The 12,947-nt window shown below is 72.6% G+C and carries 14 protein-coding genes and 1 pseudogene; 6 read left to right on the top strand and 9 right to left on the bottom strand.

Annotation, left to right across the window (positions count from 1 at the left end):
- Positions 1–15 precede the first annotated feature (15 nt).
- The 4 genes and pseudogenes from rio1 to HPS36_RS07105 form a co-directional block, all read right to left on the bottom strand.
- A complete protein-coding gene (rio1, locus tag HPS36_RS07120; protein ID WP_173229419.1) occupies positions 16–1,002 on the bottom strand; it encodes a serine/threonine-protein kinase Rio1 in 987 nt (328 codons plus the stop codon).
- Positions 1,003–1,068: 66 nt separating this feature from the next.
- Positions 1,069–1,617: a Holliday junction resolvase Hjc gene (hjc, locus tag HPS36_RS07115; RefSeq protein ID WP_121563323.1), complete on the bottom strand. Its 549-nt coding sequence runs from the start codon at positions 1,615–1,617 to the stop codon at positions 1,069–1,071.
- Positions 1,618–1,700: 83 nt separating this feature from the next.
- Positions 1,701–2,042: pseudogene (locus HPS36_RS07110) on the bottom strand (rhodanese-like domain-containing protein); the annotation flags it as partial.
- A 10-nt stretch (positions 2,043–2,052) separates the two neighbouring features.
- Positions 2,053–2,607, bottom strand: coding sequence for an NADPH-dependent FMN reductase (locus HPS36_RS07105; RefSeq protein WP_173229417.1), 555 nt, complete (start codon positions 2,605–2,607; stop codon positions 2,053–2,055).
- Between the two features lie 144 nt (positions 2,608–2,751).
- Here HPS36_RS07105 and HPS36_RS07100 point away from each other — a divergent pair, with 144 nt between their 5' ends.
- From HPS36_RS07100 to HPS36_RS07090, 3 genes are all read left to right on the top strand, one after another.
- The gene (locus tag HPS36_RS07100; protein ID WP_173229415.1) at positions 2,752–4,155 is read left to right on the top strand and encodes a phosphoglucomutase/phosphomannomutase family protein; all 1,404 of its coding nucleotides are present in this window, start codon (positions 2,752–2,754) and stop codon (positions 4,153–4,155) included.
- A gap of 126 nt (positions 4,156–4,281) precedes the next feature.
- Positions 4,282–4,587 (top strand): hypothetical protein, encoded by a 306-nt coding sequence (locus HPS36_RS07095; protein ID WP_173229413.1) that lies wholly within the window; start codon positions 4,282–4,284, stop codon positions 4,585–4,587.
- Between the two features lie 61 nt (positions 4,588–4,648).
- Positions 4,649–5,392 carry a DNA polymerase sliding clamp gene (locus HPS36_RS07090; protein WP_173229411.1) on the top strand — a complete coding sequence of 248 codons (744 nt, stop codon included), beginning with the start codon at positions 4,649–4,651 and terminating at the stop codon, positions 5,390–5,392.
- Positions 5,393–5,447: 55 nt separating this feature from the next.
- Here the strand turns inward: HPS36_RS07090 and HPS36_RS07085 are convergent, their stop codons facing one another.
- The 3 genes from HPS36_RS07085 to HPS36_RS07075 all read right to left on the bottom strand — a co-directional run bounded on the left by HPS36_RS07085 (position 5,448) and on the right by HPS36_RS07075 (position 9,355).
- Positions 5,448–7,232, bottom strand: a complete 1,785-nt coding sequence (locus HPS36_RS07085; RefSeq protein WP_173229409.1) for a histidine kinase N-terminal 7TM domain-containing protein — start codon at positions 7,230–7,232, stop codon at positions 5,448–5,450.
- A gap of 81 nt (positions 7,233–7,313) precedes the next feature.
- Positions 7,314–8,726, bottom strand: a complete 1,413-nt coding sequence (locus tag HPS36_RS07080) for an MFS transporter (RefSeq protein ID WP_173229407.1) — start codon at positions 8,724–8,726, stop codon at positions 7,314–7,316.
- Between the two features lie 35 nt (positions 8,727–8,761).
- A complete protein-coding gene (locus HPS36_RS07075) occupies positions 8,762–9,355 on the bottom strand; it encodes a DUF7474 family protein (RefSeq protein ID WP_137716808.1) in 594 nt (197 codons plus the stop codon).
- Between the two features lie 107 nt (positions 9,356–9,462).
- On the opposite strand from HPS36_RS07075, the gene mdh reads away from it, so the two are divergent.
- The 3 genes from mdh to HPS36_RS07060 all read left to right on the top strand — a co-directional run bounded on the left by mdh (position 9,463) and on the right by HPS36_RS07060 (position 11,221).
- Positions 9,463–10,377, top strand: a complete 915-nt coding sequence (gene mdh / locus HPS36_RS07070) for a malate dehydrogenase (protein ID WP_137716807.1) — start codon at positions 9,463–9,465, stop codon at positions 10,375–10,377.
- A 66-nt stretch (positions 10,378–10,443) separates the two neighbouring features.
- Positions 10,444–10,632 (top strand): DUF7554 family protein, encoded by a 189-nt coding sequence (locus HPS36_RS07065; protein WP_173229405.1) that lies wholly within the window; start codon positions 10,444–10,446, stop codon positions 10,630–10,632.
- Positions 10,633–10,645: 13 nt separating this feature from the next.
- Complete coding sequence (locus tag HPS36_RS07060; protein ID WP_173229404.1) at positions 10,646–11,221, top strand: 2'-5' RNA ligase family protein; 576 nt, start codon at positions 10,646–10,648, stop codon at positions 11,219–11,221.
- Between the two features lie 10 nt (positions 11,222–11,231).
- On the opposite strand, the gene HPS36_RS07055 is transcribed toward HPS36_RS07060, so the two are convergent.
- Positions 11,232–11,486: a hypothetical protein gene (locus HPS36_RS07055; protein ID WP_173229402.1), complete on the bottom strand. Its 255-nt coding sequence runs from the start codon at positions 11,484–11,486 to the stop codon at positions 11,232–11,234.
- A gap of 3 nt (positions 11,487–11,489) precedes the next feature.
- Complete coding sequence (locus tag HPS36_RS07050) at positions 11,490–12,881, bottom strand: cytochrome P450 (protein WP_173229400.1); 1,392 nt, start codon at positions 12,879–12,881, stop codon at positions 11,490–11,492.
- Positions 12,882–12,947 lie beyond the last annotated feature (66 nt).

The following is a 12,947-nucleotide window of genomic DNA, read 5'->3' as shown; positions in this document are numbered from 1 at the left end:
GGAGCCGGCGTCGGTCTACTCGGTCGCCCCTTCGCCCGACTCCGGTTCGCCGTCCGGCTCCGGTTCGCCGTCCGCTCCCGGCTCACCCGTCGGGTCCGGCTCGGGCTCCGTCACGTACGCGCGCAGGTCGTCGGGGTCGACGTCGATCCCCTGTCGCGTGAAAAAGGTCGCCACGTTCTCGCAGTCCCGCGTCAGGAACTCGCCGGCGTTGGGGTGGTGGACCGTCACCGCCTGCCCGAGGTCGATGATCACCAGCTCGCCCTCGTGGATGATCATGTTGTACTCCGAGAGGTCGCCGTGGATCAGCCCGGCGCCGTACAGGCGGCGCATGTACTCGCGGACGACCTCGTAGGCGGTCTCGGGGTTCTCCACGTCGACCTCGCTCAGCCGCCGGGCGCGGTCCTCGGCGTGGCCGACCAGCTCCATCACGAGGACGTTCCGCTGGACCGCGATCGGTTCGGGGACCCGGACGCCCGCCTGCCGCGCGCGTTCGAGGTTCGCGAACTCCTTGCGGGTCCACGCGAGCACGACCGCCTTCTTGTCGCTCGCGATCCCCTCGAAGCGCGGGTCGCCCTCCAGGTACTCGCGCATCTGCCGGAAGTTCGAGGAGTTGATCCGGTACACCTTCACCGCGACCTCGCGCTCGGGCGTGACGCCCTCGGGGCCGCCGCCGGCCGCCTCGGACCCCGGCTCCGGCCGCTCGCCGGCCTGCCCACCGAGCGCCTCGAAGACGCTCGCCTCCTTCCCCGTAGACACCGGCCCGCCGAAGGCGTCGACGTAGCCGTCCTGGACCAGCTTGTACACCGCCGCCAGCGTGGCGTCGTCGAAGACCGACTCCTGGAGCTTGAACTGCTCGGTGTCTTTGATCCGCTTGCGGAACTCGTCGAACTCGCGGTCCTGCCGCCGGGCGATCCGGTCGGCCTCGGTGTCGGAGACGTCGAGCTGCTCCCACTCGTCGCCGGGCTGGTCCGCCGGTTCGAGCAGGCCGAAGTCCTCGCTCATTCGTCCCGGAGTTCGACGCGGCGAGGGATAAGCGAGGGGGTCGCGGGGCGGGGGAGGTCCGCCGCGCTACAGCACGTCGAGCGCGTCCTCGACCGGCATGTGGCCGTCGCGGACGGCCTCTAGGATCGCCCGCCGCTCCTCGGTCTCGGGATCGACCTCGTCCGCGTCGCCGTCGCCCCCGCCGACCTCGCCGAGCGTCACCTTCTCCGTCTCGCCGACGAACTCGGGGAAGTCGGTGCCGTCGGCCAGGGCTTTCTCCTTCTTCACCCGGTAGGACCCGGCGTCGGTGGTGTAGAGGTCGCCCGGGTGGAAGAAGTACCAGTCCTCCCGGTCGAACCGGACCGCGATCCGGGCCTTCGCGCCGAAGTTCCGCGCGAAGAAGAGGAGCGCCTCCACTTCCTCGCCGGTGAGGTAGATGGGGTCGCCCGCGCTCGACTTCGCCTCGATGGCGTAGAACGTCTCGCCGTCGCCAGCGAGCACGTCGGGCAGCTCGCGCTCCGTGGCGGAGCCGCTGGCCGGCGCGCGCATCACGGCGAACCCCGCCTCGTCCAAGGCGTTCACCAGCTCGCGCTCGCGGCGGTCCCCCTTCCGGTTAGCGGACACGGTCGTCGTCACCCGGTTCGGTCATGGGCGCCGTAGGCGCGAGGCGGGCAAAAGGGCGGCGGGTTCCGGCGCCCGAGTGCCGCGACCGCGCGCCGTCACCCTCGCAGCCGCCACCACAGCGACCGGAGCCTGTAGCCGAGCGACCCGCGCTGGTACCCGTTCCAGCCGCTCATGCCGCCGGCGAGCGTCGACGCCTCGTAGCCCGCCTCGTCGAGCACGCGAGTCGCGCGCTTGGCGACGATCCCCATCTTACAGACGGTGACCACCTCGCGGTCGTCGGGGATCCCGTCGAGCCGGCCGCGGAGCGCGTCGTCGTCGCCGCGCCGGAGGTCGTCGTACACGGGCACGTTCAGGCTCCCGTCGATCGCGCGACGCCCGTAGTCCGACTCGGGTCGAATGTCCAGCAGGAACGGCTCGTCGTCGGTCCCGAGGCGTTCGGCGCCACTCTCACTCCCGCATGCGCTCGGCGTGTTCGACGACGACCCGTCCGAGCCGCTCGGTGCGCCGGCGGAGGTCTTCGTCGGTGATCCGCGGCCCGCGGTCGGGGGCGGCCGCCGCCGTCTCGACCTTCGAGGAGGCGCCCTGGATCCCGACCTCGTGAGGGACGGTCCACGCGTGGACGTTCCGGAACGTCGACCGGAGGTGTTCCAAGGTCCCGCCGTAGGAGCCGCCGCCGGCGGTCGCGAGCAGCCCCACGGCCGTGTCCGCGTACTCGTCGGAGCCGCAGAAGTCGTGGAAGTTCTTGAACGTCGACGAGTAGGAGCCGCGGTAGACGGGCGTGCCGGCGAGGACGCCGTCGGCCTCGCGGACGCGGCGCTTCAGGGCCTCGCTGTCGCCCTGCGCGTCCTCGTCGGGGTGGTACAGCGGGAGGTCGACGGCCGCGAGGTCGATCAGGTCGGTCTCCGCGCCGGCGTCGGCCGCGGCGTCGAGCGCGACGCGGAGCGCGGCCCGGGTGGTGCTGTCCGCGCTCCGGCTGCCGGAGACGGCGACGATTCGGGTCATACAGCGGGTTCGAGGTCCGGCCACAAAAACGCGGTCGATCGACGGAGCCGCCGGGGCCTCACCGCGCTCCGCCGATCGCCGGGCCCGTCGCAAGCCTCGCGACCGGCACGGGGCATTATTGCCCTCGCCGTCGACGTGGCCGGTATGGACGAGATTGCCTTCGGCACGGACGGCTGGCGCGCGACGCTCGACACCTTCACCGACGAGCGCGTGCGGATCGTCGGGCAGGCGGTCGCCGACCACCTCGAGGCGGCCGGTCGCGACGAACCGGTCGCCGTGGGGTACGACGCCCGCGAGACCTCGGAGGGCTTCGCCGAGAGCCTCGCCGAGGTGCTCGCCGGCAACGGCTTCGACGTAATCCTACCCGAGCGCGACGCGCCGACGCCGGTCATCGCCCACGCCATCGTCTCCCGCGGGCTCGCCGGCGCGTGTATGGTCACCGCCTCGCACAACCCGCCCGAGTACAACGGCGTGAAGTTCATCCCGCACGACGGCGCGCCCGCGCTCCCCGACGTGACCGAGGACGTCGTCGACCGGCTCGCGGAGCCGGTCCTGCTGCCCGAGGCCGAGCGGGGCGACGTCGAGCGCGTCGACCTCGTGAGCGACCACGCCGACGCGGCCCGCGAGGTGGTTGGGAACCTCGCCGGAGCGGGAGGCGGCGTCGACCTCACCGGGCTCACGGTCGCGTACGACGCGATGCACGGGAGCGGGCGGGGCGTCACCGACGCGCTGCTCGAATCCGCGGGCGCGGAGGTCGTGCGCCTGCGCTGCGAGCGCGACGTGACGTTCGGCGGCGACTCCCCCGAGCCCTCGGCCGAGCACCTCGGGGAACTGGCCGACCGCGTCACCGACCCCGACAGCGACGTGGACCTGGGGGTCGCCAACGACGGCGACGCCGACCGGATCGCGGTCGTCACGCCCGACCGCGGCGTCCTCGACGCGAACCTCTTCTACGCCGCCTGCTACGACCGCCTGCTGGAGGCCGACTCCGGGCCCGCGGTCCGCACCGTCTCGACGACGTTCCTCGTCGACCGCATCGCGGAGGCGCACGGCGAGGAAGTGTACGAGACGCCGGTCGGCTTCAAGTGGGTCGCCGAGGCGATGGGCGAGCACGACGCGCTGTTCGGCGGCGAGGAGTCGGGCGGGTTCACCCTCCGCGGCCACGTCCGCGAGAAGGACGGCGTGCTGATGGCGCTGCTCGCGGCCGCGACCCACGCCGCAGAGCCGTTCGACGCGCGCGTCGACCGCCTGCTCGACGAGCACGGCCACATCGCGGCCGGGAAGATGTCCCTCGACTGCCCCGACGACCGGAAGGAGGGCGTCCTCGACGAGCTGGAGGACCACATCCCGGAGTCCGTCTGCGGCTCGCCCGTCGCGAAGGTCGTCACCCTCGACGGGTTCAAGCTCCTCTTGGAGAGCGGCTCGTGGCTGCTCGTCCGCCCTTCGGGCACGGAGCCGAAGCTGCGCGTGTACGCCGAGGCGGACTCCGAGGCCGCCGTCGACGAGCTCCTCGACGAGGGGCGGGACCTCGTCGAGCCGCTGGTCTGAGAACGGGGCGGGCCGACCGATATGCGTCCCGTCCGGACGAGTTTCAGTTCCGCCTTGCGTTCGGCTCGTTTATTTATAAATTAACTCCGTATCGTCGCGTACGGCCCGACGCGGCCGAGACACACCATGCCCGACGAGCCGCTGCCGGCGACCGAACGCACCGACGCCGAACCGATCCCGACCGAGCGCGGCGAGCCGCCGAAGCGCGACTCGGCCGATCGGAGCGCCCGAGCCGAGCCGGACCGAGCGACCGATCCGCCGCCCGACGACCCCGGCGGGGACGCCGGGCCCGAGTGCGACCGCGAAGCGGGCGGCGGGAGCGACGAGTCGGACGACGCCGAACGGCGCGAATACCGGCTCGAACGACTCCGACTGTGGCGGACCGTCGTCACGCTCGCGGTCGTCGTCGCCCGCCTCATCAGGTCGCTCTGAGCCGGCGGTCGCCGCTCCGATCGGGTGCCTTTTTAGGTGATACCGCCCAAGCTGAACGTATATGTTCAAGGCCATCGTGGGCGCGTCGACGTTTCAGGACGCGCTCGATTCGGTGAGCGTGTTGGTCGACGAGTGTAAGATCCGCCTGAACGAGGAGGAGCTCTCCATCCGGGCCGTCGACCCCGCCAACGTCGGCATGGTCGACCTCACGCTGGAGGCGGCCGCGTTCGAGTCGTACGACGCGGACGGCGGCGTCATCGGCGTCAACCTCGCGCGCTTAGAAGACATCGCCGGCATGGCCAACTCCGGCGACCTGATCCACCTCGAACTCGACGAGGAGACCCGCAAGCTCCACATCGAGATCGACGGCCTCTCTTACACCCTCGCGCTCATCGACCCCGACTCGATCCGCCAGGAGCCGGACATCCCGGACCTCGATCTCGCCTCCGAGATCGTCGTCGAGGGCGCCCAGCTCGACCGCGGGATTAAGGCCGCCGACATGGTCTCCGACCACATCCGCCTCCGCGTCGACGAGACCGACGAGGCGTTCTTCATCGAGGCCGAGGGCGACACCGACGACGTGAACCTCGAGCTCGACCGCGAGGACCTCATCGCGCTCACCGCCGGCCCGGCCGACTCGCTGTTCAGCCTCGACTACCTCAAGGACATGAACAAGGCGATCCCCTCCGACGCCGAGGTCACCGTCGAGCTCGGCGAGGAGTTCCCCGTCAAGCTCCACTACGGCTTCGCCGAGGGGCTCGGACAGGCAACGTATATGCTAGCCCCTCGCATTCAGAGCGACTAGCGCGCCCGAATTCTGCCGCTTCGGCAGGAGTAGCGATCTCGTTTTTCGACCCGACTCACTCGCCGTCCACCACCGGGATCGACACCGTCACCCGCGTCCCCCGCGGTTCCCGCTCGGCGTACTCCACCTCGGCGCCGACCGCGGCGGCGCCCCACGCGACGACCCACAGCCCCAGCCCCGACCCGTGTTCGAGGGCGGTCTCCCGCCCGGACTCGACCGCCTCGACCTCGTGGTCGGGGATCCCGGGCCCGTCGTCCGCGACGGTGAGGACGAAGCGGGGGTCGTCGCCCTCGGACTCGCCCGTCGCGCCGCCCGCTCGGCGGAGCGAGACGCGCACCCATGCCCCGCCGTCATCGCGCTCGGTGCCCTCGCCGTCGTGGTGGTCGACGGCGTTCTCCACGGTGTTCTCGACGACCGCGCGGAGCGCGTCGGGCCTGAGATGCGTGAGCCAGTCGCCGTCGCCCTCGGCGACGGCCAGTTCGACCGTCGCCGCGTCGTCGCGGTCGCGGGCGTCGGCGACGACCGCGCGGACGAGGTCGCGGACGTCGGTCGCCGCGGGGTCGCTGTCGGCGAGGAGCCGCTCGACGGTGCCCGCCTTCTCGCCGAGGGCGGCCAGCGCGCCGGCGCGCCGCTCGACGGCGTCCGCCATCCGGACCAGCTCCGGGTCGTCGAGGCTGTCGCGGAGGATCTCGCCGTAGCCGTGGACGACGCCGGCGTCGTTGCGGAGGTTGTGGCGGAGGATCCGGTTCAGCACCTCCAGCTGCTGCCGCCGGCGCTCGCGTTCGGTCACGTCCGAGAGGACGACCGTGTACCCGACGTGCGTCCCGTTCGGGTCCGTCAGCCGGGAGACCGACACCGCGTACGTGCGGCGGCCGGCGGCGCCGTCCGGGTCGACCTCGACGGTCTCGCGGGAGCCGTCGTCCGCCTCGGCGCCGTCCGCCCCGTCGCCGACCCCGACGGGAGGGTCGAGGAAGTCGGCGAGGGGGCGGTCGCGGGCGGTCTCGGCGTCGACGCCCAGCACCGTCTCCGCGGCGGGGTTGAGCCGGACGACGCGGCGGTCGAGCGCGAGCGCGACGATGGGGTCCCGGAGGTCGTCGATCGCCGTGCGCTCGGCGGCGCGGCTCGTCGTCGGGTTCCGGTCGAACATCTCCGCGCGGTCGAACGCGTACGCGTCGAGGACCATGTGCGGGACGAACATCACCGGCGCGAGCTGGAGCTGCGGGACCGGGCCGAGCTGGAGCGTCCACGCGACGAGCGCGAACCCGGGCGGCAGCGAGCTCAGGGCGACCGCCGCGCTTTCGCGGCGGTACAGCGGCCCGTAGCTGAGCAGCGTGTCGACGAGGAGGAAGACCGCGCTGGCGACGAGGACGGTCTCGACGGCGACGGTGAGGTACGCCCACGGACCGAAGGCGTACGAGACGGTCTCGACGCCGAGGACGGGGGCGCGCGAGAGGTCGGTCCAGAAGGCGCCGTGGAGGGGGTTCGTGGCGACGAGCGCGGACGAGAGGAGGCCGAAGCCGGCGATCGCGCCGAACAGGCGGCTCCGGACCACGTCGCTCCGGCCGGTGTACTCCAGGGCGAAGCCGAGGAAGGCGATCCCGGTCCAGATCACGCCCAGCCACATCGTCGCCTCCAGCGCGGCGCGGACGGCCGGGTCAGCGACCAGCAGGCCGACGCCGTAGGAGACGCACCACGTCGCCTGCGCGGCGAAGACGCCGAGGAACCAGTCGACGCCGGGGCGGCCGCGGTGTTCGCGGATCGCCCACGCGAGCGCGACTGCCCCCGCCCCGCCCGCGAGGGATCCGACGGCGGGCCAGGCGGGGACGAGGTCGAGGGCCATGTGCGAGGTACGACGGCGACGGTGGGCGTAAAACTGTCGTGCGGAGGCGGGACGGCCGCTCGCCGCCGCCTCGACGGGCCCTCACCCGGTCCGTCGCCCGAACGCGACCGCCACGGGCGCGAGGAGCAGCGCGCCGATCAGGAACGGCGACGCGACGGCGACCGTGTACAGCACCGCCATCAACGGCGGGCCGACGGTCCGCCCGAGGCTCGACGCGCCCTGCGTCACCCCGAAGGCGGCCCCCTGGTCGGCGTCGTCGGCCGACGCGGAGACGAGCGTCGCCAGCGAGACGTTCACGAGGGCGTTGCCGAGCGAGAGCGCCGCGAGCGCGGCGAGCAGCGCGAGCAGGGGGAGCGTGAGCCACCGCGGGCCGCCGAGAGCGACCCCGCCCGCGGCCCGGTCGACGAGCCCGGTCGCGGGGATCGCGGCGAGCGCGCCGGCGAGGACGACCGCTCCGACGGCGACGAGCGTCCGCGAGGAGACGACCCGCGAGAGCCGGCCGACGACGACGCCCTGGTTCACGGCGCCGAGGACGCCGACGTAGGTGAGCAGGAACGCCGCGGCCGTCGCGTCGTAGCCGAACGCGTCCGCGACGTACGGGATGAACATCACCTGAACGCCCGCGAACGCGACGGCGACGACGAAGTACGCGACCGTCAGCGGCCGGAGCGACGCGGACGCGAGTGCGTCGCGGAACTGGCCGACCGCGGTGGTGCGGGCGCTCGCCGCGTCACCCGCGGGTCGCGTCCGCGCCGGCTCTTCGAGGAGGAGGAACCCGACGGCGACCGCGAGGAGGCTCATCCCCGCCGCCGCGAAGCTCGGCAGGGAGTACGGCGTCGCCGGGACGAACGCGGGGAAGAGCGCGTCGGCGCGGGCCACCACGGCGTCGGCGGCGAGCAGGCCGCCGATCGCCGGCCCGAAGACGAACCCGAGCGCGAACGACGCGCCGACGAGGCCGAGCGCGCCCGCCCGCCGGTCGCGGGGCGTGATGTCGGCGACGTACGCCTGCGCGGCGGCGATGTTGCCGCCCATCGCGCCGGCGAGCGTGCGGGAGGCGAACAGCACCGCCAGCGCGGCGACGGGGCCGAAGCGCGCGCCCGCCGAGCCGGCGTAGCCGAACGTCACCCACGCGACGGCGGCGGCCGCGAGCGACGCGAGGAGGACGGGGCGGCGCCCGACCCGGTCGGAGAGCCGGCCGAGCGTGGGCGCCGCGACGAACTGCGCGAGCGAGTAGGAGGCCGCGAGCAGCCCGATGAAGGCGTCGCTGACGCCGAACGACCGGACGTAGAAGGGGAGGATGGGGATCACGATCCCGAAGCCGACGAGGTCGATGAACACGACGCCGATCACGACGGCGAGCGCGCGGCGGGGATTGGCGACGGCCGGGGGGCGGTCGGCACCGTCGTCGACCCCCGGGTCGGCGGCGTCAGCGTCACTGACGGCGGCTGCGTCGGAGTCCGCGGTCGGCGCGGCGCCGGCTTCCGGGTGTGTCACGGTGGCGAGAGGTCGCGGGGCGACTTAAATCGGCGCTACAGGTGCCGCTCGATGACGCGCTTCGCGGCCTGGCCCTTCTCCTTCCAGCCGTACCCCTCGTCGTACACGTGGCGCTTGGCGTCGACGAGCTCCCCCGGCGTCGACTCCTCGAAGCCGCCGCGGTCCCACGCGCCCGACTCGCGGAGCCACTCGATCACGTTCTCGCGGGTCTCGGGCCACGAGAGGCCGACCATCTCGTACCACGCCACCATCGCGAAGACGGCGTTGTCGTGGCAGCCCGGCACGGAGCCGTGCTCGTAGACGGTGCGCATCGGCTCGCGGGTCGGCTCGGAGACGCGCTCCTTGAACTCCGCGGCGGTGAGCAGCCGGAGCCGGTCGCCGTCCTCGACGACGCGCTGGTCGCGGCGGAGCGCGCCGAGCGCGGCCTTGTGGAGCCCGCCCCAGTCGGCGGGGACCGCGTCCCGCAGCGCCGCCTCCGAGAGGCCGTCGGGCTCGGCGGACAGCACCGAGAGGAGGTCCGTGTAGGCCTTCTCGACGGTCGGCCAGCTCACGCCCTCGAACTCGCAGTCGGCGTCGTGGAGGCTGTTCGTCGTCCGACAGCCCGGACACGGGTAGCGGAACGTCGGCACGGGGCGACGGTTCGACGCCGCGGGAGTTAGGGGTTTCGCGACGGCGCTCGCGGACGTTGGGGGGTTCCGAAACGTTTACTCGCCGCCCGGTCGCGGATCAAGACGGTATGACAAAGGTCAGCGTTATCGGTGCGGCGGGGACCGTCGGAGCCGCGGCGGGCTACAACCTCGCGTTACGCGACGTGGTCGACGAGCTCGTCTTCGTCGACATCCCGGACCAGCGCGAGACGACGATCGGACAGGCCGCCGACGCGAACCACGGCGTCGCCTACGACTCGAACACGACCGTCCGGCAGGGGGAGTACGAGGACACCGCCGGCTCGGACGTCGTCGTCATCACGGCCGGCATCCCGCGGAAGGAGGGGCAGACCCGCATCGACCTGGCCGGCGACAACGCGCCGATCATGGAGGACATCGGGTCGTCGATCGCCGAGCACAACGACGACTTCGTCACCGTCACCACCTCGAACCCCGTCGACCTGCTCAACCGCCACCTCTACGAGGCGGGCGACCGCGACCGCCACAAGGTGGTCGGCTTCGGCGGCCGGCTCGACTCCGCGCGCTTCCGCTACGTCCTCTCCGAGCGCTTCGACGCGCCCGTCAAGAACGTCGAGGCGACGATCCTCGGCGAGCACGGCGACGCGCAGGCCCCGGTCTTCTCGAAGGTGCGCGTCGACGGCCGCGACCCGTCGTTCGACGCCGACGAGAAGGAGGAGATCCTCGCGGACCTCCAGGAGTCCGCGATGGACGTGATCAGCCGGAAGGGCGCCACGCAGTGGGGGCCCGCCACCGGCGTCGCCCACACGGTCGAGGCCATCCTCAACGACACCGGCGAGGTGCTCCCGTGCTCGGTCGTCCTCGACGGCGAGTACGGCTACGACGACACCGCTCTCGGCGTGCCCGCGAAGCTGGGCTCGAACGGCGTCGAGGAGGTCGTCGAGTGGGACCTCGACGAGTACGAGGCCGAGCTGCTCGACGAGGCCGCCGAGAAGCTCTCCGAGCAGTACGAGAAGATCGCGTAGGGCCGTTCGCGGCGATCGGCCGCCGACACCCACCGGATTTTTACCGCTGCCGCGTCGCTTCGGAGCATGAACCGCGCCGAGATCGACACCGACGACCTGCTGAAGGTCGTGTTACTGCTCATCGTCGTGTGGCTTCTCCTGGAGATCGTCGGGACCGTCCTGGAGGTCGCCTTCTGGTTGCTCGACGCGCTCCCGACGCTGATCGGGATCGCGCTCGTCGTCGTGATCGCCTTGCACCTCACCGATCGGATCTGAGGCGCCCGCCGACGTGTTCAGCCTCAACGTCCCGCTGCCGCCCGGCGTCGACCGCCTCGCGGCCGATCTCCACCCGAAACTGAAGGGCTTCGACACCGTCCGGGAGCGCCGCACCCTCGTCTGTAAGCGGTTCGGCGTCGCGGACGTGCGGGACGGAGAGCGCGACGGGGGCGAAGGAGGCGGGCGGGAGAGGAATCGAGAGCCGCCGCCTCGCGAGGAGGCCCTCGACCGTCTGCGCGAGCGGCTTCGCCGGCCGCTCGCCGGCGTCGACCCCTTCGAGGTCGCCGTGACCGGGATCGACGTCTTCGACGCGCCGCGGTCGGGGTCGCGGCCGGTCGTCTACCTGACCGTCGAGAGCGACGGACTGGATCGGCTCCACCGGCGGCTCTGCGCGGCGTTCGGGCCGGTGGAGGGAATCGAGGGCGACGACTACGTGCCGCACGTCACGCTGGCGCGGGGCGGGAACCCGGAGCCGGGCGTCGTCGCCGACCTCGTCGACGCCGCGTTCGACCCGGTCCGGTGGCGGGTCCACGCGCTCGACGTGTGGGACCCGGAGTTCCGAGAGGTCGCGGCGAGCGTGGAGCTGTAGCGTCGCGCAGTCACGCGCGGTCGGTCGGCGTTACGTCGGCGTCGGCCGCCCCGCAGTCGCCCGGTTTCTCGACCGCGTGGTGCGGTCCCACCGGACCGTGGGTGGGGCAGACGCCGGCGATGGGGGTCGCGTTGAGACAGCAGGCGCGCCGTCCGCTCGCGACGAGGCCCCGCGAGAGGGGCTCGCCGCAGCGGGCGCAGTAGGCGTCGGCCTCGCCGTCGGGGGTCGCCTCGCCGTCGGGGGTCGCCTCGTCGGCGCCGGCCATCCCTCAGCGCTCGCGGATCCGCATCGGCACCGGGTGGTTCGGGTGCATCGTCAGCGACCCGCGCAAGGAGAGGTCCGGCCCCTCGTAGTCGAGGTCGAACCGCGAGCAGACCGTCGCGAGGATGATCTTCGCCTCCAGCAGCGAGAACGCCTTCCCGATACAGTGGCGGGGCCCGCCGCCGAACGGGAAGAACGCGAACCGGGGGCGCTCGCTCCGGCGCTCCGGGGTCCAGCGGTCCGGGTCGAACGCCTCGGGGTCGTCGTACCAGCGCCCGGACCGGTGGATCGCCCACTGCGACACCATCAGCGCGGAGCCCTCGGGGATGCGGTACCCCCCGAGCTTCACGTCGAGCTTCGGCTCGCGGAACAGCGTGTACACCGGCGGGTAGAGCCGCATCGACTCGTTGAGGGCGCGCTCGGTGTAGTCCATGTCGCGGACGGCGGCCGCGGTCAGGGGGCCGTCAGCCGTCGCCTCCCGGGCCTCGGCCGCGACGCGGTCGCGGGCCTCGGGGTGGTCCGAGAGGAGGTAGAACGCGTACGTCAACGCGAGCGCGGTGGTGTCGTGGCCGGCGAGCAGCATCGTCACCAGCTCGTCGCGGAGGTTCTCGTCGGTCTGCTCGCCGCGGTCGCGGGCGCGGAGCAGGACGGAGAGCAGGTCCATCGGGAGGTCGGCGTCGGGGTCGCCCGGCGGCCCGCGGACGCCGGTGCCGTCGGGGCCGGCGGGGTCGACGCTCGGGTCGCGCTCCGTGCCGCGGCGGCGGGCGACGATGTCGTCGATCACCGATTCGAGCGTGTCGATGGCGGCGTCGAACTCGCGGTTCTCGCGGGTCGGCAGCCAGTCCGGGATCAGGTACCGGCGGGGGTCCGGCTCGAACCGGGCGCCGAGCGGTTCGAGGTTCTCCTGAACCGTCTTCACCTCCTCGTCGGAGATGTCCGCGCCGAACATCGCCGTGACGATGATCTTCACGGTGAGCCGCGCAAGCTCCAGCTGGATGTCGACGACGTCGCCGTCCTCCCAGTCGGCGACGTGCGACGCGGCGTGGTCGGCCATCACGCCCGCGAGCGCGCCGATCCGGCGGTTGTGGAAGGCGGGGTTCGCGAGCCGGCGCTGGCGCTTCCACGTGTCGCCCTCGCTCAGCAGGAGGCCGTCGCCGAGGAGCGTGTCCATCGCGTCGTCGAACTGCGGCTTGCGGTAGCGCTCGGCGTCCGCGACGAGCACGCGCTCGACGTCGGCGGGGTTCGTGAGCAGGTACGTCTCTCGCGGGCCGAGGTCGAGCCGCACCACGTCGCCGTAGCTGTCGGCGCAGGCGCGCAGGAAGCCGAACGGGTCGTCAGCGAACTGGCGACCGTTCCCGAAGAGGGGGTCGCCGAGCGGTCCGGGCGGCGTAACGGACATACGATTTCTGGGGGTTGAGCGGGGTTAAACGTTCGGCGGCGGGGAGGGAACGCGGAAGAAAGACGC

Source organism: Halorubrum salinarum, assembly GCF_013267195.1.
Lineage (GTDB): Archaea > Halobacteriota > Halobacteria > Halobacteriales > Haloferacaceae > Halorubrum > Halorubrum salinarum.
The sequence above is the reverse complement of the archived record's forward strand: the minus strand, read 5'-3'. Positions and strand labels throughout refer to the sequence as shown.